Here is a 25,991-nt window from a genome sequence, read left to right on the forward strand (position 1 = left end):
GTTTAAAAGGTATAGATATATGGTTAATGTATTCAATGTTAAGCGGGTACAGATAGGATACTCAGGTTTATTCTTCCCGACTCCTCATACCCAAACCAATCCTGCTCCCGTAAAAGTTCTATATTAAAGGAGCGTTCTACCAAATCTTGCAGCATGAAAAATTCCTGCAAGTAGTTGTTAAGGCTTTGGGCGTGTCCTTTCGCTTGCGCGAGCAGGTCGGGCTTTCGCCTGTACTCCTCGCTGCGCTGCGGGGTGTCGGCTCTATCCCTCACGCGGCGCAAACTTACAAAAGTTTTCACCACAACAGCACACATGAAACAAACTTTACTCGCTATCTTCCTGCTACTTCCGCTTCTTGCCAGTGCCCAGCTGCAAGACAGCTTCACCGATGGTAACTTCACACAAAACCCCACTTGGACCGGAGATGTCAGCAGCTTCACTGTAAATGCACAGAACCAACTGCAAAGCAGCGGACCGGCTGTGACGGGTACTGTACTTCAGCTGGTAACACCCTCTCAGGCAGCAGTTGGCACTACCTGGGAGTTCTGGGCAAATCTGCGGTTGGCTACCTCAGCCAGCAACTATGCCGATATCTACCTCATCTCCGATTCAGAAAACCTGAACAGCACTACCACCAACGGCTACTTTGTACGCATAGGCGGTACCACAGATGAAGTAAGCCTTTTCCGGAAAGACGCAGGCAAAGCCGCTGTAAAAATTATTGATGGGCAGGACAAGACCGTGGCCACCAGCAACAATATAGTGCGCGTGCGGGTAACCAGAAGTATGAATTTTGAGTGGCAGCTAAGTATAGATGTTACCGGCACCGGCCAAAGTTATACCAGCCAAGGATCTGCCACCGATGCCACCTACAAGCGCTCGTCATACATTGGTGTTTTGGTAAGGTACAGCTCTGCCAACAGCCAAAGGTTCTACTTCGATGATTTTTTGGTTTCAGATACGCAGGCACCAGTACTAAACGAGTTCCAGACCGTAAATCCGCAGGAGCTGACGCTGCTCTTTAGTGAGCCACTGCAGCCGGATCAGGCACAAAATGTTGCGAATTATACCTTGAACGGAAGTACAAAACCGCTTGTCGCCGAGCTTACTGCACCAGACCGCGTGCGTTTAGTATTTGCCCAGAACTTCAGGAGTGGCAATAATATACTTAGTATAGCCAACCTGCAGGATTTATACGGCAACAGCCTGAGCAGCCCTATTGAGCAAAGTTTCAGTTTTACACCTCCTGCCGTGCTGCCTGGCTATAACGAGCTGCTGATAACAGAAGTAATGGCCGACGAAACGCCTGCTGTTGGCTTGCCGCCACAGGAGTACATTGAGTTATACAATGCTACAGAAGAGAAAGTGCTTACGCTGCAAGGTATCCGCTACTCCGATGCCACTTCTACCACCACACTGCCCAATGTGCAGCTTCTGCCGGGAGAGTATGCCGTAGTGGTGCCCAATAACCAGGTGCAGAACTTCAGCCAGTACGGCAAGGTGATCGGTATCAGTAACTTCCCGAGCCTGAACAACAGCGGCGAACTCCTGCAGCTGCGCCAGCCCAATGGCCGCCTGATCTATGCCGTTAACTACTCCGACACCTGGTACAAAAACAATAGCAAACGCGAAGGCGGCTGGAGCCTGGAGATGATTGATGTGCAAAACCCCTGTGCTGGCGCTGATAACTGGACAGCCTCGGTAGACCCACGTGGCGGCACGCCTGCCCAGCCCAATTCTGTAGCTGCTTCCAATCCTGATAATACACCTCCTGTACTTACAGACGTAACTGCTGTTGCACCAGATAGGCTATTGCTGCGCTTTAACGAGCGGCTGGATAGCGCGCAGGCAGCAAGTATAGCTAACTACGGCCTCAGCCCAAGTATAAGTATAGCCAACGTACTGGTGCCGGGGCCGTTATTCTCCGACGTTATACTTACACTAACTGCTCCGCTGCAGGAGAGCCAACTTTATACGTTAACTGCCACAAGTATAACAGACTGCGCTGGCAACCTCAGCCCGCAACCCTTGACTTATACTTTTGCGCTGCCGTCTGCCCCTGAGCCCGGTGATGTGGTGATAAATGAAATCTTGTTCAATCCACGCACTGGCGGGGCTGATTTTGTGGAGCTCGTAAACCGCAGCAATAAGTACCTGAACCTGCAAAACTGGCAATTAGCCAACATCAGTGGCGATACCATCAGCAACAGACGAACTATTACCTCCGGTAATTATGTGCTGGCGCCGGGGCAATATGTGGTGCTTACCTCCAATCCTGAAAACATCAGAACGAATTATCCAGCAGCTCTACAGGAAACTTTTTTACGGATGGCCAGCCTGCCTAGCTACCCGGATGATGCAGGGACAGTGGTTGTGTTACAAGCAGATGGAAAAGTGGCAGACAGGTTTAGCTATAGCGAGCGCATGCACTTCAATTTAATAGATGATGTGAATGGGGTATCGTTGGAGCGGCTGCGGCTGGAGGGGCCAAGTATAGCCAGTAACTTCCATTCTGCGGCTACTACTGTTTTTGCCACGCCCGGGTATAGAAACTCGCAGTCGCAGGAGGGGGTAGCGGCGCAGCAGGTATTTGAGGTAAGTCCAAAAGTTTTCTCACCCAATGGCGACGGCTTTGAAGACTATACCACCATCAACTACAACACCGACAAAACAGGCCTTGTTGCCAACATAACCATCTTCGATTCCGAAGGCCGGGAGATTAAAAAGCTGGTACGGAATGAGCTGTTAGCCGCTACCGGTTTCTTTCAGTGGAATGGCCTGCGCGAAGATGGTACTAAGGTTAACATGGGGTACTATCTGTTCTATATCGAACTATTTGGTTTGAATGGGGAGAAGAGTGCGTTTAAGGAGAAGGTGGTGGTGGGAGGGAGGTAGTGATAAGGGAGTTATTGATTTTATCAAACTAGCGTTCTTCTCCTCGCCGCTGGCGCTAGCTTGCAGCGAGTGCCTATTATGGTGTAGAGCTTCCTGCTCTACTGGCTCTCGGAGCCATACCTGTACAGCTTTGGCCATACTTCCATAGCTCCTGCTTACTGCAACTTCAGCCAAGCTATCCTCTCTAGTTCCCGTTCATCCTCCAGCTCCCAAATGCTAACTGTTTCACCTTTGGCTTTGGAGCGCTCACGGCTGGGGTAGGGGTCCCTATATGAGCGGAGCCTCGTTCTCGGGCTTCGCGCTGTGTAGCCTTCCTTTGCCGCCCTTCGGTCGCAATGCCCTTACGGGCCGGAACTTACAAGACGCTCTTCTCGAGGGGCCCTACCCTCATACAAGGACTGGGAAGAGTTCAAATAGCCTCTGTTCACTGAGCTTATACTGATTCCCCTCCTTGGAGGGGCTAGGGGTGGGTTACAGGGATAGCGCCAGCTACGGCGGCAACAAAAAAGCCCGGCAGTTCACTACCGGGCTATACTTGGTAATTCTAAAACTGCTGTAGCCAAGGTGCCAGCGATTGTAGCATTGGTCCGAAAGCTGAGCCGTGACCCTGGCCTTGTATCGGAATAAACTCCAGATTTTTGGCTCCTTGCGCAATAAAGCGGTCGTAGGTTGTTTTGGAGTTTTGGAACGGTACGATGTTATCTGTTGTGCCGTGGTAGAGGCGGGTAGGGCTTTGCGGTACCCAATCCAGAAAGCTGTTATCTTTTAAAGCTTGCTTCAGTACCAGCTCTTTGTTCGTGTCTTGCAGATCAGTGAAAAAAGTCGTGTTAAAAAGCTTCTTAGGGTCTGTAGATAACTCACGGTTGATAGCTCCTCCATTTTTTACCCCATCAAACAAAGCCGGTAACTTAGAAGCATACGGCTCCTGAAACAGCTCTTTGAGAGGGCGGTTCCAGCCGTTGGTTTTATTATAAGCTTGCAGAATGTAAGCCAGGTATGCCGGGTAAGTATAAGTTTGCCCAGATTTAATGCCGCCTAACATACTTACCAGGTCGTAGCCACCAGCGCCGGCTGCGGAGGCTGTAACCTTTAGCCCGTGCTCCGGATGTGTCTCAATTTCCTTTTGTGCAGCTAGTGTTACAAAGCCTCCTTCAGAATATCCAATCAGAAAGAGCTTATCATTTGCCTGCACCTGTTGTTGCTTGTAAAAAGTTTTGGCAGCCTTTATCATATCTACCACAGCCAGGGCAGCGTGCTTCTGGTCGTAGTAAGGGTGAAAAATGTCTTTCGATGCTCCGAAACCTAAATAATCCGGTACCAGCGTAATGTAGCCTCCGGCAGCAAATGCCTCAAAGCCTGATAGGCCAGTAAAACTGGTTGGCGCCTCGGACTGCGCGAAAATAGTGCCATGCTGAGCGCTGATGACAGGTGCCGGAACAGTCATGCCCATCGGAACACAAACCAACCCGGATGCCTGTACTTCTTTACCCTGATAGGTAGTGGTATAAATCAGTTTATAAACCGATATGCCATAAGTTATATCTGTTAAATAGCGTCCATAGCCCTGAGAGGAAACTATAGATTTTAGCGTTTCCTGCGGTACGCTCATCAGTAGCTCTGAAGATACATAATGGGTTTTCTCCGCAGCAGGCGCCGGCTTTTCAACTACAGCAGGTGTCGCAGCAAGGGCTTCTTTTTCGCAGCTTGAGTTGCCCAGCAATGTGCCGAGTAATAGTGTATAAGTTAAGATATGCCTGATCACGAATGATATCCTTTTGATGTGCAAGTATACAACACCTGTGGCTGCCTAGAAGTGCCATTAGGCTTTGTGTAGATCAATCAAATAAAATTCTATAACGGCAGCTTAAGATGATATGGACAGCATGTATCTTGCGGCGCTTTTCCTCTGTGGCAAGTATGAGCTTTAGAAGAGGTTAAGTATAAATAGCCTAATTCTGTTTTAAGTGGACAATATTTTATACTTGTGCTTCTTCGCTTTTATGGCGGGCTTTATTGATTCTGTGGTAGGTGGCGGTGGCTTGATTCAGCTGCCGGCTTTGCTGATATTTTTGCCGGGAGCATCGCTGCCAACTATTTTTGGCACAGGTAAATTTGCGGGCATAGCAGGCACCACAGCAGCGATGATACGCTATGTACGCACCGTAAAAATCAACTACCTGGCTATACTTCCGGCAGCTGGCGCGGCCTTCGTTTTTTCGTTTTTAGGTGCCAGAGCGCTGAGTCACCTTGATGCAGATTTGCTAAAGCCACTTATCTTACTGCTGCTGATCCTGGTGGCAGTCTATACTTTCACCAAAAAGGATTTTGGCTCTTTGCACGCACCTAAGCTAACAGCTTCTAAAGAGCGCCTGTACGGGCTGCTGATAGGTGCTACCATAGGTTTCTATGACGGTTTCTTTGGGCCGGGCACGGGCAGCTTCCTGATCTTTATCTTTATCGGGATATTCGGGTTTAACTTTCTGGCGGCCTCGGCGGCGGCAAAAGTGGTGAATGTGGCTACCAACCTCTCGGCGCTGCTATACTTCGGCTATAAAGGATATATCATGTATGAGGTGGCAATCCCGATGGCCGTCTGCAGTATCATTGGCTCCCAGTTAGGTACCCGCACAGCCCTTAAGCGCGGGGTTGGCTTTGTGCGGGTCCTGTTTTTGGTGGTAGTGAGCGGCATTATTTTAAAGTTTGCTTATGATACCTATGGCACCGGCGGCAGCGACTTTACCAAGCTAGCTACTTCTGTGCAGGCTTGGTTTGGGCGTAAGGGGTAAGTATAACTGAAAGCTTATAGTTCGCTTATACTTGCTTAAGCCCGTGCATAGGCAGGCCTCCGTTTATTCTACTTGAATCTCTCCAGCAGACCAATATAACATTGTTTTAGCCTTGGCATACTTGGTGCGTAGTCCATACAGTTTTACCTGTGCCTCCAGTAACTTGGCTTCTCGGGAGTTGATGAGAAACAGAGAGCTCTCGCCATTTTCGAAGCGTGTTTGTTCGCCGTTGCGAAGTATAAGCGCATTGGCTACCATGCGCTCCTGTAGTTGTAGCTGCCCTTCCAGTGCCTGAAGCTCGTTGTAGGCCGCCTGCACCGCATTCTCTACCTGGCGTGTTTGTTGTAGCAGCTCCATGCTGTTAGCCTGTTGCTTTACCTTGGTTAGCTGTAGTTTGCCGCGTTCTTCCCGCAGAAACAGCGGTAGGCTAAAGCTGAGCCCTAACTTATAGTTGCCTTGCCAGTAGTTATTTTCTACCACTTCTCCTGGCTGTAAGTAAAAATCCCGCTGCAGCACGTTGTACTCAGCGTTTAACTTAGGCAGCAGCTTATTAGCCGCAAATGTGCGTTCAATTTGTAACTGCTCTCCTTTCAAGCTTAACTTCTGCAGATCAGGGTGATTATTGCGTGCTGCTACAAGCAGGCTTTGCAACTCCTCCTGTGCTACCAGAATTGCTTCGGATCCTGCTAAAGCCGGTACAGCATTTTCCTGTAACTCAAGAGGCACCTGATCTTCTGCCCACAGGTGTACTGCCACCTGTAGCCGCGTGTTCTGAAGCTCCAACTGCGCCTGTTGCAAAAGTAGTTGCCGGTCTTGCAGGGCCATCAATGCCTCTACCGTATCAATGGCAGCCAAGTCTCCCTCCTGCACCCGTGCTCTTACAGCTTTCAACCTGAAATCAGTCAGCTCATACGCCTCCTGGTACAACTGTGTCGTGCGCTGCTGCAGCAGCCACTCCCAATAATCTTTGGTAGCCTGTAACAGCAGTTTGTTAATAAGTTTTACGCGTTCGGCTTCGGCTATGTCCTGCATCAGCCTGGCCTGCCGGATAGTGGCACGACGCTCATCTATAAACAGCCCTTGCCCCAGAGGTACAGAAATGCCTGCATAGCTAAGCCCTTCGGTTGGCATCGTGTTTTCAGGGTTCAGGTACTGGCCCGTGTTTTTATCAAAGCCGAGCTTTATTTCCGGGCCAAACCAAAGCGGCACACGCAGCGCGCTGTTCCACAGGTTGTAATATTCTTTGCCGCCGTACTCTTTGCGGTAAAGCTTGCTGCTGATAACAGGGTCCAACGTGCCACGTGCCATCCGCAACTCCTGGCGAGCCTGCTCGGTAAGCAAGGCTGCCTGCGAGGCAACAGGGTGGTGCTGCAGAATGAGGCGGTGAAAGTCTTGCAGGGTTAGCACCTGCACCGAATCCTGTGCGCGTGCCTGAAAGAACCCTAGCACGAGCAGCATCCATACAGGCAATAGGCGGATGTATCTATTGTTGCGTTTCATGTAAAAGCTTATTCTCCGTAGGCTGTTTCGGTCTTCTTAGTAGTGTCTTTTGTAGTTGCCTGCCCTGCAGTATAATCAGCAGGGAAGTTGTTAAGCTGTCGCCATATCTCGTACCAGATAGGCACCGTATTCAGCATAGCCCAACCTTGCACGCCCGAACCTACACGCAGGGCATCAGGCCACTCCTCCTGCTCTGGGTCTGGTACCACCAGCAGGCGGTACTGTCCATTGGTCCCTGTGTTGTCTATAACCGCAACGGTGCCTCCAAAAGTACCGAAGCTGGCGCCTGGCCAACCTGAGAATACAAGTGCAGGCCACCCTTCAAACTGCAGGCGCATGTCATCTCCGGGTTTTATCAGCGGAAGGTCCAGCGCGTTTACGTACAGCTCTGCTGCCAGCTGCGGATTGTTCGGCATAATGGTAGCCAGTGGCTCGCCCTCCTTTACTGTTTCCCCGATTCCAGCTTTCAGGGTTCTTACCAGGTAACCTGTCTGCGGTGCAACGATGTGGTAATATTGGCTTCTAACTTCGGTGCTGGTATATTCGCTCTGCAGCTTTGCCACCTCTGCCTCTGTTCCGAAAACATAAGAACGGGTAGCACTTAGCTCAGCCTCTGCTTTTGCAATTTTATCAGCATACTCAGCCTGTAGCGAGTTAAGCTCGGTTCTGGTGTTTTGTAGCTCTGCACGTGTGGCGTCAAACTTATTGATGACCGACAGTAGCTTAGCCTGTGCCTCCTGCAGTTTCAGGCGGCGCTGCTCCAACTCCGTTAGCGATTTTAACCCTTGCTGATACAGGTTTTCCTGCCGGGCAAACTGTGCCTCGGCAATAGCCAGGTCTGTGCGCTGTGCCACTACATCCATGCTGTCGCTCTGCAGCTTCAGGCGGGTTTGTTCTATTTTGTTTCGAGCCTTCTGAAGGCTAAACCCAAGCCCCTCCTGCAGCGCCTTAATTTGCTCCTGCATGGCCTGCGCTTTAGCTCCTGTTGCCGTGGCAGAACCTTGTTTCGCCTCTAGCTGCTGCCCCAGGTTTGCCAGCAGGTTCGGGTCCATGTACTTTTCCTTTATCTCTGATAGGCGGGCAATGGTATCACCTTTATTTACAAGCGTTCCCTCCATTACATACCATTGCTCAATTCGGCCGGCAATAACAGCTTGCAGCGTTTGGGGCCTGTCTTGCGGAGTAAGGGCCGTAAGTGCTCCCGTAGAGCTGATGTTCTGAGTCCAGGGTAAAAAAAGGCACAGCACGATCAGCAGGAAGATACCGCCGATCCAGTACGTAAGGATGCGGCCCTGCCGAGGCGTTTGCACCTGCTTCATGGCTTCGAACTGCACATGGTCAGGCTGGTTAGTTTCTTCTAATGTATTTGCCATAAATTTTAGGCTGTTACTTCTGTTAAATCTCTCATTAATTTGTGCTCGACTATTTCCTCATAACTGCCGGAGGCCACCATTTGCCCATCCTTCAATAAGAAGACTTCATTGCAGAGCTCCATCACATCCAAATCATTGGATACAATGATCATTGTCCAGTCGAACTGAGGGTTAGTGAGCGTGCGCATCAAATGCATTTTTTCTTTTTTGCTCATCCCTATCCAAAAGTTGTCGATAATGAGCAGCTTAGGGCGGCGCACAATGCTTCTGGCCATTACTATTTTTCGGGCAATGCTACCCGGCAAGCGCAAACTACCGCCTACCAGGTATGTTTGCAACCCCTCCGGCAGCTCGTGTACAAAGTCGCTGAGGCCTATCAGGTCAATGGCCCATAATACATCCTGTGCCGGCAAGTCACTGCCAAGCGTAATATTATCCAGCAGTGTGCCGTCAAAGACCTGCTCTTTAGAAATATTGTCACCGATCAAACTGCGCAGGTTTCCGATGTGCAGGTCGCGGAGTGAAACACCACTGTAGGAAATGCTCCCTTCATAGGACGAATACAGCCCCAGCAGCAGGCTGACAAGTGTGCTTTTGCCCGAATTGTTATAGCCAGCCAGGCAGATGCGCTCTGATGGGTTAATGTTAAAGCTGAGGTTCCGGAGAGTAGCCTTGTTGGCGTCTTTGTGTTTATAACTCATGTTTTGTACCTGTACACCCAAGCCACCTGTAAGCGAAAGATCGCTTAGCTTCATGCCCTTTACTTCTTCAATAGGCAAATCAGTTACCTGGCCCAGTTTATCAAGGCTCGTTAGTACATCGTATACTGTATCCAGCTTTACAATGATCTTTTCCACTGCGGTCATGATCAGGATAATGATGATTTCGGATGCGACAAACTGCCCGATGTTGATCTCCCGCTGCACAACCAGAATACAACCCAGTACCAGCAGGCCGCCTGTGATAAAGGTTTTGAAGCCAACAAAGCTGAGGTACTGTGTCATGAGTACACTAAAGTGTTCTTTACGCACTTTCAGGTAGCTGTTTACATAGCCGTCAGTGCGCTCCATAGGCAGGTTAGTATGCCCTACCAGCTTAAAAGTGCTTAAGGAGCGAGCCAATTCCTCCAGCCACGCTACCAGTTTATACTTGTACTTCGACTCCATCAGGCTTGTTTCTACACCTTTTTCCCCGGTTAGCCAGATAATAGTGACGAGGACAATCATCAAGATCAAGCCCAGGAAAATAAAGTATGGGTGGTAGAGAGACAGCAGTATCAAGCCGAAAATGATTTGTATAACGGCCGTAGAAAAGTCCAGCAATATCTTGGCCAGGCCCTTTTGCAAAGACACCACATCAAAGAAGCGGTTCATTAGCTCTGGCGGGTAATATTTATGGAGTGCCTCTGTCTGCAGGCGTGGTATGCGGTATGCAAAATCAAAGGCAGTTCTGGCAAAAATGCGTTGCTGCAGGTACTCTACCAGCCACAGCTGCATTACCTGCAAACCGCCTACTATAAGCAGGGCCAGCACGATCAGGCCAATCAGCACCACTACAGATACAGATATCTGCCCACTGGATACAAAACCAATAATGCTCTGAATGCCAAGAGGCAAGGCAAGACTGATCAATCCGGCTGCTACTGCATAAACATATAGATAAGTGATTTCACGCTTTTCTATAGACAGCAGTTTCAGGAACCGCTGCATAGGTGTTGCATGCTTTTTAGAAGAAGTACTCATGCTTGTTATATTACTTGTTGTGCTTGATTGCAGAAAAAATCAGGTGCTTTAAAAACTCAGAGGTTTCTGCCTCTGGGTGCTGATGTCCGTGGATATCAGTAAGCGTTGGCAGGTGTTTTGCAAAAAACAACTGCTGATGCGAAGCCTCCAGCACGGTGCTAGCCAGCGCATGAGGATAAGGATAAGCAGGGTTTACCTCCAGCAGCACCTCTGCCACCCGTTTGCAAAGGCGCTTATACTCCAGAAAATACCCTTCTTTATTGTCTGCATCCACATCTTTTGTTAAGTATACTTTAGATGATTCTGAGATAACAATGTGGTGCAGGGCTGCTTCATCTATATGGGCTGTAGCAGGGTCGTTCTGGTTAGAGCTGCTTATAACATTTAGCATGCGTATCAGTTTATCGCAAGGGTCGTAAATATTGTTTATCTCAAACCTAACGCGATAGTCTACCCAGGCCCAATACCATGAAACCAGGTAGACCAGCAGCTTGTGCTTGTTCTCGAAGTAGCGGTACACAGATGCTTCAGTCGTGCCAATTTCAGCAGCCAGTTTTTTAAACGTAAAGTGCTCAAAACCTAGTGCATCAATCAACATTATGCTTTCTGAAATTATTTTCCGACCTAGTTCAGTGCCCTCTGGCTCCCGCAGGTAAGATGTATGGGTTAAGGATAACTTGATGCCTGATCCTATCATCATGTGTTCTGATTAAAAATTTACTGCTCTGTGTGTGTTACTTCAGCTAACTAGCATATAACAAAGATATAGATACTTTTCGTTATAATAGTATTACTATCAAATAAGTTTCAAGTGCTATTAAATGTTTAAAAAAAGAGCAAATTTATTTTTGTAGCCTTCTAAGTGAGCTGGCATAGGACTGCCGGTAGCCTTCAAGATTGCGGTGTTCAGGGAGTGCATTATGTGAAAGCGCCTTAAGGTAAAAGATGAAAAACCTATGCAGGAGGTGCTGTGCATAATCACCTAAAAATGTCAACATCAAACATTTCAACAAATCCCCGTACCTTTGCCTACTGGCTGTGCCGTAAGTATAGGTAGGGCCTTGATAAATACCATCACCATGAAATTTGAAGATTACCGCATCTCCGACGAGATAAAAAACAGTTTGGACAAACTCGGCTTCAGAAAGCCGACTGATATACAGTTCAAAGCCATTCCGCCGATTATGAAAGGAGAGGATGTGCTGGCGATTGCACAGACGGGTACCGGTAAAACCGCTGCCTTCGCTATTCCTATACTTGACAGGCTACAGTATAGCAAAAACCGTAAGCGCGGCGATGGCATTAAATGTGTGGTGATGGTGCCTACACGGGAACTGGCACTTCAGATAACAGAGGTGTTTAACGAAATTGGACGAGGCACCCGCGTTACTACCTTTTGTGTTTTCGGAGGCGTAGAGCAGGGGCCACAGATTGCTAAACTGGAGGCTGGTATTGATGTGCTGGTTGCCACTCCGGGGCGCCTGTTTGACCTGGTGAGCCAGGGATACATTCAGTTGCACCGTGTGGAGGTGCTGGTGCTGGATGAGGCCGACCATATGTTAGACCTGGGCTTTATACATGATATTCGCCAACTGATTACTAAACTGCCTTACAAGCGGCAGACACTATTCTTCTCGGCCACTATTAACGAAAAGATAAAGGAACTGGCTTACTCGCTGGTAAACAAGCCAGTGCGGATTCAGATTTCCCCGAAAGACCCGGTTGCCAAAAACGTAGATCACTCGGTGATGTATGTAAGTATGGACGACAAGCGCTTCTTTCTGGAGCGTGTGGTGAAGGAGAACCCGGATAAAAAGATACTCGCCTTTGTGCGCACCAAAGTACGCGCTGAGCGTGTGGTAGCAGCCATGGAGCGCGTAGGCATCGAAGCAGTAAGCATACACGGGGGCAAAGAGCAAAAAGACCGCCTGGACGTAATGCGCAAATTCAGGAAAGGAGATGTAAAGCTGATGATTGCAACGGATGTAAGCGCCCGTGGCATTGACATTCCGAGCGTGGAGTACGTGGTGAATTACGATTTGCCGGAGCAGCCTGAAAACTACGTGCACCGCGTAGGGCGTACAGGTCGTGCGGAAGCGAAAGGTGTTGCTGTGAGTTTTTGTGCCCCTGAAGAAAAGCCTATCCTCGACGAGATTCAGACTTATCTGACCAAAGACATCAAAGTGCTGGAGCTAGATAAGGAAGATTATGAGGCCACTATCGATTTTAGTCCGGAAGCAAAGTATGATTGGAAGGCTCTGTTGAAAGAGGCTGAGGAAAGCGATGAGAAAATAAAGGCAGCCAAGGCCAAAAAAGCAAAAGCCAAAGCAAAGAAAAAGAAGTAAGCTTTTATACTATAAACGGCAAAGGCCTGTGCGGAAAATGAATCTGCACAGGCCTTTGCCGTTTAAGCACGTATGCGGTTATGTCTTATTTTTTTGCTTTGCCAGTAGTCTTTACCTGCTCCAGCAAACGCTCTATCCAAAAAATCAGGAAAAGGGCGACAAGGTTAATGCCGATAAATTTCTGGCCTGTATCTGTTCCTATCTGGAATTGAAAAGAAGAGAGGGCGATACGAAATTTAAATACCCATGCTCCTACCATATCAAAGCCAAAACCAATGCGCAGGCCAGCCACATACTGGAACCCATAAGCCCCGAAGGTAAAGTATACCACTTGTAAAATTTGGTTGATGAGCGACACCATCAGCCCCCGCTGCGCATTGCGAAACAACATGCGGCCGCAAAGTATGGAGAAGATGAAAAGGCCTACGGCAAAAAATGTAGTCCGCAGTGCTGGCTGGTCTATAACTACCTGGCCCTGAAACAGCACCCATGCCGTGAAGGCAATTCCTAGTATACCTCCAACTATTTGGTAAATAGCCAGTGCCTTTATTTGAGAATGAACTTGCTTATCCATCTGCTGAATAATGATTGTTGTTATGACAAATGTGCAGCAAAGGTAGCAAAATATATGGCGGAAGCAGCTTTACTTGAAAGTATAGCAGCGAAGTGCGTCAGCTGTTTTGCCTGTGCTAAAAGCAACTGAGTTCGCTGTTCTTTACCTTAATAGAGGTGGGTTAGGCTGTTCTTTTGCTAAAAACTTTAAGCCGTTATAAATGTAAGGGGCTAAGATAGGTTATACTCTCCTTCACTTCAGGAAGAGCTTAGTTAGCTTGTAAAATGTATCTCTATTATCAGCTACCAAACGATAACCGATCTCAGCTATGCTGTTGGCAAAAGGCAGGTGGTGGTAAAACCAGTTCCAGGTGCTGTAGCCACTCAGCTTTAAAAGCACTGCTACTGCTTCAGCCCCATGTAAGCGCTGCCCATAGGCCGTAATCAGGTACACGGATCTTTTAAACTGGGCATGGCTGATGTTATAAAGCCCATCTGGCACCTGCTGATATGGCGTGTAGATTACTTTGCCTTGGGTCATACCTTGCCAGCGGCTTATCCAATATTTGCAGAAGCTGCAGTCACCGTCGTAGATGATAGTGGGTTTAACAGGGGGACTTGGTGTAGGGATTGCTTTCATAGTCTTTTTGTAGATGATGGCTTGATATTATTTGATTTCTCGTATACTTTTCCTCTAATAAATAGTTGGTTTGAAAGTAGGATAAGTTTCTTGCCATTTACAGGCGGTAAAGAGGTGTGTAAATATTCCTCATAGTGGGGATTTTATGAGCATTGTGATTTTGTGTTCTACACTTCCTGTAAGTATAAATAATTTGTAAAAGGCTGTTTATAAGCAGTTTGGTGCGTAGTAAGAGTTTGGCATGATTCTGTTAGTATAGATAGCAACAAACATTAATTACAAACTATCAAACCATGAAAAAAGCAACTGTATTTGCAGCCGCAATAGCTATAATCGGACTAACTTCTTTAGATGCTAGTGCCCAAACTCAAGGCCAAACAGCAACACAAGGTCAAACTACTCAGACGCAGACACAAGGTCAGCAGCAAACTGAGCAGGTACAGCAAGAGCAAGGCCGTGAGGTAGTTCAGCAAGACCAGTTACCTGAAGGCGTGAAAAATGCGCTTAAGAGCGATGTGTATAAAGATTGGACAGTAGGCGAAATCCACAAAGTTGCACCAACTGCAGGTGCTGGTGGTGAAGTAGTGTACGAAGTGAAAATGACCAACGCGCAAGGCCAAGCCGGCGTGGTAAGAATGAACGAGAAAGGCGGAGCCGCCTCATCAGAAGAGTAATAACTGTAAACGTCATATAGTAAGCCGAAAAAAGCCTCACCTTGTGGGGCTTTTTTTTGTGCTTTACTTTTTGCTGTTGGCAAACAAAGTAGTGATCATTGTGGTTTGTCTTTTGCCTTACGCAGTGCTTTCAGGTAAGCAACCAGGTTGTCTAGTTCGTCGTCAGAAATCACATCTTCTTTAAAAGCTGGCATGGTACCCACTCCGTGTCTTACTTGAAACCGAATCATAAAGCCGGGTAGCGGTTTATTATTTATAGCTGGGGCAAGACCCGACGCTCCACCCGGATGGCACTTCTGGCAATAGGTCATAAATACTACTTCGCCTTGCGCTACTGCAGGGTTATCAGTATTTAGTGGCTCATATTTAGGTGCGCCTCTGCGTGCCGTGCCGCAAAAGCTAAGTGATAGTAGCAGAAATGTGGTGGCGGCAAGTATAAATAGTCTTCTCATGAGTATCAGCTTTAGCTTTTTGTGATTTTCCAGATCACGCCTGTTTTTACCTGCGGCTCCGATCCCTTCGCTGTCATTTTCATTACGCCGAAATCAACGATGTACATACTTTGCCCATCGGGTGAGAACTTTACGCTAATGGGACGTTCCAGGCCACCGGTTTTTAGTTTTGAGGCAGGAGCTACTTTTTTGCCTTTGTTGGCTGCAAAATCAGTAACGATACCATTATTCACATCAACCCGAACAACCTTAAATCCCACCGGAGCCAGCACTTTGCCTACTTCTGGAGCCATGTCGCCGAACTGGGCAACAAAAACCTGCCCTTGGTAGCCAAAGGAGTTGCTGCGTGAAAAGTCGAGGCCGTTAGAAGAGGAGTGCACCCCTAGTGCGGCAGTTGGTTTTGGCGGTTGGTTTGGATGCTGTGCCAGCAGGGGCTGTGGCGCTTTCTCTCCGGGAGCCTCAAACCTATCGCCGTTTACAGGTATACCACCGGCAAAGTCTGGCCAGCCGTACCAGGTGCCTGGCTTTACCTGCCACAGATAGTCGGCTGTGCCCCACATCGGTCGGCTGCCTCGCACGTCAAAACTGTTTTCGCTGATATAGAGCTGCCCATTCGGGGAAAATGCCAATCCGAAGGGGTTTCTGAAGCCCCAGGCTACTAGCTCAGGCTGCCCTCCGTCTGGCGAAATACGCATGATGGCACCAGAGCAGGGGATGCTGCCCTTAATAACCTCACCTTCTTTGGTAGGCGTGCCATAAGGAGAATAAGCACCTGTGGTTTGTTTGCCGCTTTTGCTGCCAAGCGGAATTTCGCTTGTGAAGTTGTGGCCTTTCAGTACAATGTCCCGACAAGGGATGTCATGGAATTCTGGGTGCCGTTTAAGCCAGCCGTAGTCATAATTGTCAGGGCCAACTATACCAGAATTGGTGGCGGTGCCTAAGCCAAAGTATAAACTGCCGTCAGGGCCAATAACTGGCCCGTTAGTGTGGTGATCGCCCATGGTGGGCAGGTTTTCTACTAAAGGGGCAATATTACCATTAGGTGAAATGCGCAATATTTTACCCCCTTCCATTTCGCCACCTTCACCTACAAAGAAGTTGCCGTTATGAAACGTTACCCCTGTCCAGGGGCCGTTTCTTTGGCCTGTTGCCACGGTGGTAAGGCTGCCGTTCTGCTCTACGCGCAGTAGCTTTGGCTCTAAGAACACCTCGCCATACGAGTACCCTGATTCTACCACATATAGCTGGCCCTGGTCATCAAAAGCTATACTTGTAGGAAAGGTAAGACCAGTGGCAACAGCCTCCGCTTTGTAGCCCTCAGGCAGTGCAATGGCGGTAGGATCTACTGGTCGGGCTTCGGTACGGATATCTCCCTGGCCGCCTCCATCTGATGGCAGTAGTAAAAAACAGCTGCTCACGCCGAAGAGCAGGAGCAAGGGGAGTAGCCTGTAAATATTTTTCATAGCTTTTGATTTCCAGAATTTTATCCTACATTATCAGTGTAATTGTTCGATACGTTTGCATATATCTAAAGTTAAGATAATACGCTCCCATACATGGCGCGCAGTTTGGATGCAGCTTCCGCTGGAGGTACTGCTGTGGCTTGTGGGGCTTATGGCAATGGCCGTGTCAGACCCTCACCAGCAGCACCTGTTTAGCTTTTGCCCTTTTAGTTGGGTGCTGGAGAATGGTTGCTGGGGGTGTGGACTTGGGCATGCCATAGGTTTTCTGGCGCGTGGCGAGTGGCAGGCATCGTGGCAAGCACATCCTTTGGCTGGGCCAGCTGTGTTGCTCTTGCTCTGGCGATGTGCTAAGCTTTTACTTTTCTACCGAAACCATCATCACAAATCTACTATACCACACGTTTATGGCAAGTATACTACACCTGTTACCGGACCTGGAGTCGGACGAAATGATTTACGTACAGTCGCTGGTACAAAACATGACCGAAAATGAAGCACAGCAGTTTGCAAGCATTTATCGTTCGCGCCGAAGGGAGCCGCTGTTAATCCTGATCACTACACTTGTCGGGTTCTTTGGTTTTGCAGGAATCCAGCGCTTTCTGGTTGGCCAGATAGGGTTTGGCATTTTATACTTCTTTACCGGTGGCCTTTGCCTGGTTGGTACTATTGTAGACTTGATCAACCACAAACGACTGGCTTATGAGTATAATGTAAAAGAGGCGGAGCAGGTGGTTTCGATGATGCGCTACAGCCGTTAAAAATTACTATGGGTTTATCCTGATAAAACTACTTCTGTAGTGTTCTTTGCCGTTGGTGAGGTAAAGGTGGTAGATGCCTGCTTTAAGCAGGTTTACATCCAGGCGTATTTCAGGTGCCGATAGCTGCTCATACTTGCGCACAAGCTTTCCGGTGGCGTCAAAGATAGTTGCTGTTTTCGGTTGGAATGGCAGATTGGCAACATGTAAGAAATCAGGAACAGGGTTAGGATATAATATTACTTTGGAAGCAGCATAGTCGTCTTCTATTCCTAACACAGGTCCCGGTGCAATTTCCCTGGTGTTCTGCAGGAGCCATCCATTAGGATCTACTTGTATGGAATGAACAGTGCCCTTCAGGTTAAACTGGTACTGCTCCTGTAGTTGGTTATGGGCTACCTTGATCAAGGTATCACCTGCTGATGTTTTAAAGAGGTACTCCATGTCCATTTTAAAAAGCGATGTTGTGCCCGTAGGAGTTTGGGTGGTGGTCACTGTCACCATCTCGCCGTTTTGTGCCCAGTCAACCGTGTGCACCGGAAAGCCGCTCCCCCTGTACCATTGGTCAAAGAAATAGGTTAAGCTTAGGCCGGTTGTTTTCTCTACTACCTGTTGAAGGTCGTCAGTAGTGGCTGTGCTTCCTCCAAACTGCTGCTGATAATTACGCAGTGCCTTAAAGAACAAGGTGTCGTTCGCGATAGTATAGCGCAGCATGTGTATGACTGCAGCAGCCTTTTTATAGCTCAAGCCGTAGTTGAATATACGACTGACCTGAGTAGTGTCTGTCACCATTACACTTCCGTCTAATTCTCGCTTGCCCCAGCTTTGTGCGCTCTCTATCCACCTTTTTGCTCTATCAGGATTAAATTTTTGCAGGGCCAGGTATTCAGCGTAAGAGGCAAAGCCCTCGTTCAGCCAGATGTCTTGCCAGGAGGCACAGGTTACGTTGTCGCCAAACCACTGGTGCGCCAGTTCGTGTGCATTTAACGTAAATTCAAAATCACTGATGGTTGTCATGGTCTGGTGCTCCATTCCGCCCCCGAGTGGAGCCATACTATGGCCGTACTTCTCTCCCGAAAATGGATAAAGCGTAAAGAGCTCCGAAAAGTATTCAATCAAGGGGCCTGTCTTGTCTATTTCATCCTTATAATACTGAAGCGCATTGCCCCCGTACACATAGTTTATGATGGGAATTGGGGATTTAGCGCCAGCAGGATTAGCATAGGTTACATACTCCTCGTAATCTGATACTGCCACTGAAACCAAATAATATGCAATAGGGTAAGTCGACTTCCACTCATAACGCTTTCTGCCATCGGGCAGGTCAGCAATATGTGTGAGTAAGCCATTTGAGCCTACCTTGTTTTGAGCATCCGTTGTGACAGATACCTGCACTGAATCTGCTTTATCTGTTAGCACCTGTTTGGTGGGCCACCATTCATAAGCGGCATAAGGTTCGCTGAGGCTCCAGGTTACATTGCTACCGAAGGGTGTACGGGCAGTATTAAATCCGTTTCCTATAGCAGCTGAGGCACCGGACGGGGCGGAGCCGTGGTAGTAAATAATTGCAGAAACACGTTGTAGGGCAGCCACCGGCGAGGATAACGTTACGGCTGCGTCTCCACCATCTCTGTTTATGCCGCGCTCCCGCTGGCCATTTACTACTACAGAGTCGATCTGGAGGTTCGGGTGCAACTCAAAAGCAAACACAGTTAATGGCTGTCTTGCCTGTGCTTGCAGCGTAGCACTGCCAGCTATGTTCAAACTGTTTCGCTCCAGCTGCAGGTCAAGCTTATAGAATGTAATATCGTACCTGTTCATGAGCCGCTGGTGCTCTGGCTTTGCCACTGCCTGCCGCTGTAAGGTGCTAAGACGGGACTGGACGCAGGTAGGAGCCGTTTGCGCCAACGTATACTTGTTACTCAGGAACAAGCACAGTAGTATGAGTAGCAGATTTCTGAACATGACTTTTGCTCTAGTAGCGCAAGGGATCGCGCAACAGGTTTATACTCATGAAGATATAGAAAAGGCAGACATCCCCATAGCAATGCCTGCCTTTTCTGTAAAAGAATTTGTGAACGCTACTTTGTAACTGGAGTAACTTTATAGCCCTGCTTTCTAAGTAAGGTTACCACGCCATTATCGCCTGATAAGTGGGCTGCGCCTACTGCAAAGAAGGTTGATTTCTGCTTGGCCATACCTTCCATAATAGGAATCCAGCTTTTATTGCGTTGTACCAGGAACACCTCCTTAAATTTTTTGTAATCTTCTTCTGTGTAATCACGCTTCATCAAATCGTCCAGTCCTTTAAGGTCTTGGGCCAGGTGCAGCTCAACCAACTCTTTGTAATCAGCTTGTGCTTTCGGTATATCGCTAACCGTGCGGAATAGCATATCGGCATACATCTCGTTTGGAAGTTTGTCCACGGCAGCCATTTGCTCCTGCATCGTTTCGATGCCGAGCACTTCTTTCTGCTGGGCATGTGCCAGCTCCATCAGCTTCTGCTCATAAGATTCCGGTGTGCACTCTGTAAGTTTTGACAGGATCATGGTTTGCAGCATAAATGGCTTCATGTTGTCCAGGTACTTTAGGTCAACACCAAAGTTGGCGGCAAAATAATCAGCGAGCGCTTTGTATTCTTCCTCTTTAAACATGGCTTTTAAAGACTGGCCTTCGGGCAACTTGGCATATTGCATCATCATCGCCATCATGTTAGGGTCATCCATGTCCAGTTCCAGCGTAAGTTGCTCTGTTGCCTTTACTTTTTCCTTCAGCAGGTCGGTTATCATCAGTTTGTCCGGGCATACGGCATGTATAGTACCATAGAGGTAAGACGGGTTTTTCAGGCCTTTACCCGAAATCTGCCAAAGCAGTGTGTTTTCACCTTTGCCACCACCTGCCAATGTTGGTAGTGACTGCATCAGCATGAATAGCAGCGCCAGCAATAAGTTATGTTTTCTGTTCATGTATAAGTTTGATCTTAAGTGAGCGCAATCTACTATTTTCACCTCATTTGCGATATTATTTTTTGTTATCGGTGTGTTTGTACTCGATCATTCTATATTTTGCGACTATACTCTAAAACAAGCTGCTATCTATGAGCCAACCACAAAATCTGCGCCTGTCTGAAATTTACATATATCCTATAAAATCTCTAGGTGGCATAAGCCTGCAGCAGACTGAGGTAGAAGACCGTGGGCTAAAGTATGACCGCCGCTGGATGTTAGTAGACGAGGCGGGGAAGTTTCTGACACAACGGCAACATGCACAGATGGCGCTGCTGCAGGTAAGTATAAAAGAGCATGGCCTACTGGTAACACATAAACAGGACTTGCAGGAGCCGCTGCTGGTGCCTTTTGAAAGTGCCCAGAGCTCAGGTCCGGATATGCAGGTAACTATTTGGGATGATACCGTTATAGCTCAGGAAGTTGACCCCGCTGTTAGCGCCTGGTTCACGAAGGCGCTGGGTATGCCTGCCAGACTAGTTAAAATGCCCGAGGCTTCAAGGAGGTTGGTAGATAATGCTTATGCAGCAGAAGGAGAAATTGTGAGTTTTGCTGATGATTTTCCGTTTCTCATTATTGGCCAGTCCTCGCTGGATGACCTGAATAGCAGGCTAGAGAAAGAGTATATCCCGATAAATCGCTTTCGGCCTAACTTTGTCTTTACGGGTGGCGAACCATTTGAGGAAGATCAGTGGGGGCATCTTACTATCGGGGATCTAAATTTTTACGGAGCCAAGCCGTGTGCCCGCTGTGTAGTTACAACCATAGATCAAGCCACCGGAGAAAAAGGACAGGAGCCGCTGCGGACTCTCTCCACTTATAGGTTAAAGAACAACAAGGTAATGTTCGGCCAAAATCTATTGCACTCTTCTGTGGGAGTAGTTTCTGTGGGAGATGAGGTGAGAGTTAGAACTTGGAGGTAGGTTTATAGATATTCTCCTTCAATAGAAACTTAATTTTAGTTTCCTGCAACAGGTGCTCTGTGATAGGTCCGCATCTTTCTGTTAATCTTAGTATCTTAGTTAAGTTGTTACATCTCATAAATAGATAATGAAAAAGTCAAAAATCGCTTTGTTAGGGGCTGTCTGTTTTGCATCAGGAGCGTTTATAACTAAAGTGACAGAAGATAAGCTGACGGTAGCAATGCTGCAGGATGCCCAAAGAGTAATCGGCCTGAATTTTACGGATGCGCAACTCGACTCTACTATTTCTGAGCTAGAGAGTTTTCAAGAAAACTACGAAGTGCTGCGCAAGCAGGAGTTACCAAACAGTGTGGCGCCTGCGCTGGTATTCAACCCGATTCCGGTAGGATATACTTTTGAAACAGAGAAATCTACATTTGAGGTGGAGCGCCCGCAGCAGGTAAAGCTGCCAAAGAAGCGCGAAGACCTGGCATTTTATACGTTGCCTCAGTTGGCTGAGCTGGTGCGTACGCAGCAAATATCCTCAGAAGAACTTACCAAATTCTATTTGAGCCGCCTAAAGAAGTATGGGCCTACACTGGAGTGCGTTACCACCTTAACGGAGGAGCTGGCACTACAGCAAGCACGCAAAGCAGATCAGGAGATAAAAGCAGGCAAGTATAAAGGTATGCTGCATGGCATACCATTTGGAGTTAAAGACCTGCTCTCGACCAGGAAGTATAAAACTACCTGGGGTGCTATGCCTTACAAAGACCAAGTGATAGACGAGGATGCAACCGTTGTGCAGCGCCTGCAGGATGCCGGAGGTGTACTGGTTGCAAAGCTAACACTAGGCGCACTTGCCATGGGCGATGTATGGAATGGCGGCAAAACTCGTTCTCCTTGGGATATCACAAAAGGATCAAGCGGATCTTCAGCTGGCTCTGCGGCAGCTGTGGCTGCAGGCTTATTGCCGTATGCTATTGGTACTGAAACGTTGGGTTCTATTGTTTCTCCATCCACCGCTTGCGGCACAACAGGCCTGCGCCCAACCTTTGGTCGTGTAAGCAGGCACGGCGCTATGGCTTTAAGCTGGTCTATGGATAAGATTGGGCCGATTGCCCGTTCTGCGGAAGACTGTGCTATCGTATTTAATGCTATCTATGGGCCTGACGGTAAAGATCAATTCGTATATGATGCTCCTTTTAATTATAACCAAAGTATAAACCCGAAGAAATTACGAGTTGGTTATTTAAAGGATGATTTTGCCAAAGAGTATGGCTTCGCAGGAAATGATAAAGCTACATTGCAGGCTTTACGCAATGCAGGAGTTGAGTTAGTGCCGATTTCGTTGCCAGACCTTCCGGCACGTGAGTTAACCTTGACTATTTCAGTTGAGGGGGCTGCGGCTTTTGATGAACTTTCCCGAAGTGGCCGTGATAGCCTGCTGGTGGCGCAGCATAAAAACGCATGGCCAAATATTTTCCGTTCAGCACGTTTTATACCTGCCGTGGAATATCTGCAGGCGCAGCGTGTACGCACTTTGCTGATTCAGCAGATGCAGGAAAAGCTGAAAGACGTGGATGTATACCTTAGCCCTTCTTTTGCAAGTAATAACCTGGTGGTAACTAACCTAACCGGGCATCCTTGTGTAGTTGTGCCAAACGGTTTCCAGAAAAACGGTATGCCTACTACAATTACTTTTATAGGCAAACTCTTTGGGGAAGCAGAGTTGTTGAGCTTTGCCAGGTTCTACCAAGGCATGACATCACATGATGAGCAGCACCCCAACATGAACTTCAACAAAAAGAAAAGATCTTAAAGTAAATAAGAACCTGCTTAAACTTCTTTCTTTGCGCTGCATACAGCCTGATAAAGGTCTAGCGTCACGTTTTGCTTGTCCCAAAGGCTACAATGGAATTGTAAAACCGCTTTATAAGAGCCCTTTTCATTTAATGCGTGCTTTTAAAAGCGAAGCTTAAACAGACTCTAACATAAGTTTAACCGCTGCCTCTAAAGTATAAGATCTTTTTAGGTGGCGGTTTTGCTTACTGCATGTTTATACTTTAATTTGAAGAAGAATCTAAATCAATCTACTCAAATATAACTATCTAACCATGCAACTAACACGAAAAGCCGTAGCCCTTATGGCTTTCATGCTGCTGGGCAGCAATGTTGCCGTGCAGGCACAGAACAGTAAAATGGAGTTGAGTGTGGAGAAGATAATGCGCGATCCGAAATGGATTGGCACTTCGCCAAGCAACGTGTTCTGGTCTGAAGACGGCAAGAAAATATACTTCTCCTGGAACCCTGACGGAAACAAGCAAGACTCTCTGTATAGCGTTAGTGCCGACGGCAAAAACTTGAAGAAAGTTAGTCCGCAGGAACGCCGAAGCTTACCAGGCCAGCGCGGAGAGTATAACCGTGCGGAAACAAAAAAGGTGTATGAGAAGAATGGCGATATTTTCCTTTACGACATCAAATCAGGCAAGGCACAGCAGGTTACCAATACAGTAGAGCGTGAAAGTAACCCGGACTTTAGCCACGACGAGCAGAAAGTGGTATACATGCGGGACGGAAACCTTTTTGCCTGGAGTATAAACAATGGACAGCTGAAACAACTGACGGACTTTAAAAAAGGCAGAAAACCAGCTTCAGAAACAAAAGATGCACAACGGGAGTGGCTAAAGGAGCAGCAATTAGCTTTGCTTCAGATAGTACGTGATAGGAAAGCCGAAGAAGATGCAACCAAGCAGCAGCAGAAGCTAGAAGCGCCTAGCCGCCCGAAAGAAATATATATTGAAGAGAAGTTTGTCAATAATGTGGTGCTGGGGCCAGGAGAGCGTTTTATCACCTACCAACTAATCAACCGCCCTAAAAATGCAAAAACGGCTATTGTGCCTAATTTTGTAACAGCTTCGGGTTATACTGAAGACATCAATACCCGAACAAAAGTAGGCGATGCACAAACTGCTACAGAACTATTTGTGTATGATACGCAGCGAGATACTGCCTATGCAATCACCATGAAGGATGTAGAGGGGATTTATGAGCAACCTGCCTATTTGCAACAGCCGGAGGCAAACAGCACGGCAAGTGCTGACGGGAAAACAAAGAAACAGGAGCCTCGTGCCGCCGCGATCTTTGGCCCTTACTGGTCTGACAATGGCAAATATGCTGTAGTGGTGGCACGTGCGCAGGATAACAAAGATCGCTGGATCATGAAGCTAGACCCTGCCACAGGTAAGTTAACTGTACTTGATAGACAACGTGATGAGGCCTGGATTAATGGCCCAGGTATAAGCTATGGCCCAGGTGATATAGGATGGATGCCAGATAACGAGCGTGTATGGTTTCATTCAGAAGAAAGCGGCTATTCCCATCTTTATGCAGTCAATGTAAGCAACGGCCAGAAAAAGGCTTTGACAAGCGGCAAGTATGAAGTATCTGATGTACGTATGTCCGACGACAAAAAGAGCTTTTATTTTACGGCCAACAAGGTGCACCCGGGAGAGAAGCATTTTTATCGAATGCCTGTAAACGGTGGCGAAGTGGTGCAGCTGACAAGTATGGCTGGAGCACACGAAGTTCAACTGTCGCCGGACGAGAAGAATCTTGCCATTCGCTACTCCTTCAGCAATAAGCCATGGGAGCTTTATGTGATGGATAATAAGAAAGGAGCTAAGCCAAAACAGGTTACTCAGTCTTTAACAGAAGAATTTAAGTCATACAACTGGCGTGAGCCTGAGGTAATAAGCTATAAAGCTCAGGATGGAGCCGATGTATATGCGCGTGTATACCAGCCTGAAAACCCGACACAAAATGGCCCGGCTGTTGTGTTTGTGCATGGCGCAGGTTATCTCCAAAATGCGCACAAGTGGTGGAGCAGCTACTTCAGAGAGTATATGTTCCATAATTTCCTGGTAGACCAAGGCTATACTGTACTTGATATAGACTATCGGGGCAGCGCGGGTTACGGACGTGATGTACGTACCGGCATCTACCAGTTTATGGGCGGTAAAGACCTGAGTGACCATGTAGATGGAGCAAAACTATTGGTGGACAAGTATAAAGTAGATCCTAAACGTATTGGTATTTATGGCGGTTCTTACGGCGGTTTTATTACGTTAATGGCTATGTTCACAGAGCCTGATGTGTTCGCAGCCGGTGCAGCACTTCGTTCTGTAACCGATTGGGCTCACTACAATCACGGCTATACTTCTAACATTCTTAACACACCCTATACAGATAGCACAGCTTATACAAAAAGCTCACCTATATACTACGCCGAAGGCTTAAAAGGCGCTTTGCTGATAGCACACGGCATGGTGGATACCAATGTTCACTTCCAGGATGTAGTACGCCTGTCGCAGCGCTTAATTGAGTTAGGAAAAGACAACTGGGAGCTTGCGGTTTACCCTGTAGAGGATCATGGCTTTACTGAGCCAGCCAGCTGGACTGACGAGTATAAACGTATTTTTAAGCTGTTCGAAGAAAATCTGAAGGAGAGGAAGTAGAGACTCAGATAACATTAGATAGAGCGTGTGGTGCGAAAGTGCCACACGCTTTTTTTGTTGTTTAGAAGGCGTTTTACAAAGAGCTGGTATGTTATAACACAAGGTGAGTTAATTGGAAATATTCAATTGCTTGATGCTTACAAAAAGTTGGGATCTTATGTTACAGTTAATGTAATAAGAATGGGTGTTTCTATCGAAGTTGCTAAAAGCCCTCTCTTGTCAAATAATGTGGCAACATAGAGTGCGAATATTTAAATTGTTTAATGCTTGGTCTAACTTATTGGTTAACAGCTTTCTTGATAATGTATGTTTTGGGTTATTCTGAGATATGGCGGTTTTGGGTAGTTAAAGCCACTTTTTTTCTCTGATATGTTTACATTGTGATAACAT

Annotated in this window: 21 protein-coding genes; 9 read left to right on the forward strand and 12 right to left on the reverse strand. The window is 47.5% G+C overall.

From position 1 onward, the window contains the following. Window positions 1-38: 38 nt before the first annotated feature. On the reverse strand, window positions 39-281 hold the full coding sequence (locus ACFQ2O_RS00985) for a hypothetical protein (RefSeq protein WP_377522185.1): 243 nt from the start codon (window positions 279-281) through the stop codon (window positions 39-41). 31 nt (window positions 282-312) lie between these two features. On the opposite strand from ACFQ2O_RS00985, the gene ACFQ2O_RS00990 reads away from it, so the two are divergent. Then, the gene (locus tag ACFQ2O_RS00990; protein WP_377522188.1) at window positions 313-2,895 is read left to right on the forward strand and encodes a lamin tail domain-containing protein; all 2,583 of its coding nucleotides are present in this window, start codon (window positions 313-315) and stop codon (window positions 2,893-2,895) included. A 544-nt stretch (window positions 2,896-3,439) separates the two neighbouring features. Here ACFQ2O_RS00990 and ACFQ2O_RS00995 read toward each other — a convergent pair. Continuing rightward, the gene (locus ACFQ2O_RS00995) at window positions 3,440-4,657 is read right to left on the reverse strand and encodes an alpha/beta fold hydrolase (RefSeq protein WP_377522192.1); all 1,218 of its coding nucleotides are present in this window, start codon (window positions 4,655-4,657) and stop codon (window positions 3,440-3,442) included. A 202-nt stretch (window positions 4,658-4,859) separates the two neighbouring features. Between ACFQ2O_RS00995 and ACFQ2O_RS01000 the strand changes: the two genes are divergently transcribed. Next, window positions 4,860-5,681: a sulfite exporter TauE/SafE family protein gene (locus tag ACFQ2O_RS01000; RefSeq protein WP_377522193.1), complete on the forward strand. Its 822-nt coding sequence runs from the start codon at window positions 4,860-4,862 to the stop codon at window positions 5,679-5,681. A gap of 63 nt (window positions 5,682-5,744) precedes the next feature. Here the strand turns inward: ACFQ2O_RS01000 and ACFQ2O_RS01005 are convergent, their stop codons facing one another. From ACFQ2O_RS01005 to ACFQ2O_RS01020, 4 genes are read right to left on the reverse strand one after another with little or no spacing between them, the layout of a single operon-like run. Next, on the reverse strand, window positions 5,745-7,181 hold the full coding sequence (locus ACFQ2O_RS01005) for a TolC family protein (protein WP_377522195.1): 1,437 nt from the start codon (window positions 7,179-7,181) through the stop codon (window positions 5,745-5,747). Window positions 7,182-7,189: 8 nt separating this feature from the next. Further along, a complete protein-coding gene (locus ACFQ2O_RS01010; RefSeq protein WP_377522196.1) occupies window positions 7,190-8,554 on the reverse strand; it encodes an HlyD family secretion protein in 1,365 nt (454 codons plus the stop codon). A gap of 5 nt (window positions 8,555-8,559) precedes the next feature. After that, window positions 8,560-10,296, reverse strand: a complete 1,737-nt coding sequence (locus tag ACFQ2O_RS01015; protein WP_377522198.1) for a peptidase domain-containing ABC transporter — start codon at window positions 10,294-10,296, stop codon at window positions 8,560-8,562. 10 nt (window positions 10,297-10,306) lie between these two features. Then, window positions 10,307-10,996 (reverse strand): TetR/AcrR family transcriptional regulator, encoded by a 690-nt coding sequence (locus ACFQ2O_RS01020; RefSeq protein ID WP_377522199.1) that lies wholly within the window; start codon window positions 10,994-10,996, stop codon window positions 10,307-10,309. 379 nt (window positions 10,997-11,375) lie between these two features. On the opposite strand from ACFQ2O_RS01020, the gene ACFQ2O_RS01025 reads away from it, so the two are divergent. Next, window positions 11,376-12,641 carry a DEAD/DEAH box helicase gene (locus ACFQ2O_RS01025; RefSeq protein WP_377522201.1) on the forward strand — a complete coding sequence of 422 codons (1,266 nt, stop codon included), beginning with the start codon at window positions 11,376-11,378 and terminating at the stop codon, window positions 12,639-12,641. Between the two features lie 85 nt (window positions 12,642-12,726). On the opposite strand, the gene ACFQ2O_RS01030 is transcribed toward ACFQ2O_RS01025, so the two are convergent. Together ACFQ2O_RS01030 and ACFQ2O_RS01035 are read right to left on the reverse strand one after the other, a co-directional pair. Then, complete coding sequence (locus tag ACFQ2O_RS01030; protein ID WP_377522203.1) at window positions 12,727-13,215, reverse strand: hypothetical protein; 489 nt, start codon at window positions 13,213-13,215, stop codon at window positions 12,727-12,729. Between the two features lie 231 nt (window positions 13,216-13,446). After that, window positions 13,447-13,833, reverse strand: a complete 387-nt coding sequence (locus ACFQ2O_RS01035) for a thiol-disulfide oxidoreductase DCC family protein (protein WP_377522205.1) — start codon at window positions 13,831-13,833, stop codon at window positions 13,447-13,449. 293 nt (window positions 13,834-14,126) lie between these two features. On the opposite strand from ACFQ2O_RS01035, the gene ACFQ2O_RS01040 reads away from it, so the two are divergent. Further along, window positions 14,127-14,507 carry a hypothetical protein gene (locus ACFQ2O_RS01040; RefSeq protein WP_377522206.1) on the forward strand — a complete coding sequence of 127 codons (381 nt, stop codon included), beginning with the start codon at window positions 14,127-14,129 and terminating at the stop codon, window positions 14,505-14,507. 95 nt (window positions 14,508-14,602) lie between these two features. Here ACFQ2O_RS01040 and ACFQ2O_RS01045 read toward each other — a convergent pair whose 3' ends face one another. Together ACFQ2O_RS01045 and ACFQ2O_RS01050 are read right to left on the reverse strand one after the other, a co-directional pair. Then, window positions 14,603-14,959, reverse strand: coding sequence for a c-type cytochrome (locus ACFQ2O_RS01045; protein WP_377522208.1), 357 nt, complete (start codon window positions 14,957-14,959; stop codon window positions 14,603-14,605). A gap of 11 nt (window positions 14,960-14,970) precedes the next feature. Beyond that, a complete protein-coding gene (locus ACFQ2O_RS01050) occupies window positions 14,971-16,422 on the reverse strand; it encodes a PQQ-dependent sugar dehydrogenase (RefSeq protein WP_377522210.1) in 1,452 nt (483 codons plus the stop codon). A gap of 157 nt (window positions 16,423-16,579) precedes the next feature. On the opposite strand from ACFQ2O_RS01050, the gene ACFQ2O_RS01055 reads away from it, so the two are divergent. Then, window positions 16,580-16,915: a DUF2752 domain-containing protein gene (locus ACFQ2O_RS01055; protein WP_377522220.1), complete on the forward strand. Its 336-nt coding sequence runs from the start codon at window positions 16,580-16,582 to the stop codon at window positions 16,913-16,915. Further along, on the forward strand, window positions 16,902-17,180 hold the full coding sequence (locus tag ACFQ2O_RS01060) for a TM2 domain-containing protein (protein WP_377522211.1): 279 nt from the start codon (window positions 16,902-16,904) through the stop codon (window positions 17,178-17,180). Before ACFQ2O_RS01055 ends, ACFQ2O_RS01060 begins: the two co-directional genes overlap by 14 nt. A 6-nt stretch (window positions 17,181-17,186) precedes the next feature. Here ACFQ2O_RS01060 and ACFQ2O_RS01065 read toward each other — a convergent pair whose 3' ends face one another. Together ACFQ2O_RS01065 and ACFQ2O_RS01070 are read right to left on the reverse strand one after the other, a co-directional pair. Further along, complete coding sequence (locus ACFQ2O_RS01065) at window positions 17,187-19,142, reverse strand: M1 family aminopeptidase (protein WP_377522215.1); 1,956 nt, start codon at window positions 19,140-19,142, stop codon at window positions 17,187-17,189. 116 nt (window positions 19,143-19,258) lie between these two features. Continuing rightward, complete coding sequence (locus ACFQ2O_RS01070) at window positions 19,259-20,143, reverse strand: TraB/GumN family protein (RefSeq protein ID WP_377522216.1); 885 nt, start codon at window positions 20,141-20,143, stop codon at window positions 19,259-19,261. Between the two features lie 131 nt (window positions 20,144-20,274). Here ACFQ2O_RS01070 and ACFQ2O_RS01075 point away from each other — a divergent pair, with 131 nt between their 5' ends. The 3 genes from ACFQ2O_RS01075 to ACFQ2O_RS01085 all read left to right on the forward strand — a co-directional run bounded on the left by ACFQ2O_RS01075 (window position 20,275) and on the right by ACFQ2O_RS01085 (window position 25,601). Further along, entirely contained in the window at window positions 20,275-21,105 is an 831-nt protein-coding gene (locus ACFQ2O_RS01075; RefSeq protein ID WP_377522217.1) for an MOSC domain-containing protein, read from the forward strand. Between the two features lie 127 nt (window positions 21,106-21,232). Next, on the forward strand, window positions 21,233-22,906 hold the full coding sequence (locus ACFQ2O_RS01080; protein ID WP_377522218.1) for an amidase: 1,674 nt from the start codon (window positions 21,233-21,235) through the stop codon (window positions 22,904-22,906). Window positions 22,907-23,201: 295 nt separating this feature from the next. Then, a complete protein-coding gene (locus ACFQ2O_RS01085; RefSeq protein ID WP_377522219.1) occupies window positions 23,202-25,601 on the forward strand; it encodes a prolyl oligopeptidase family serine peptidase in 2,400 nt (799 codons plus the stop codon). The last annotated feature ends 390 nt before the right edge of the window (window positions 25,602-25,991 follow it).

The organism is Pontibacter rugosus, from assembly GCF_042678745.1.
Lineage (GTDB): Bacteria > Bacteroidota > Bacteroidia > Cytophagales > Hymenobacteraceae > Pontibacter > Pontibacter rugosus.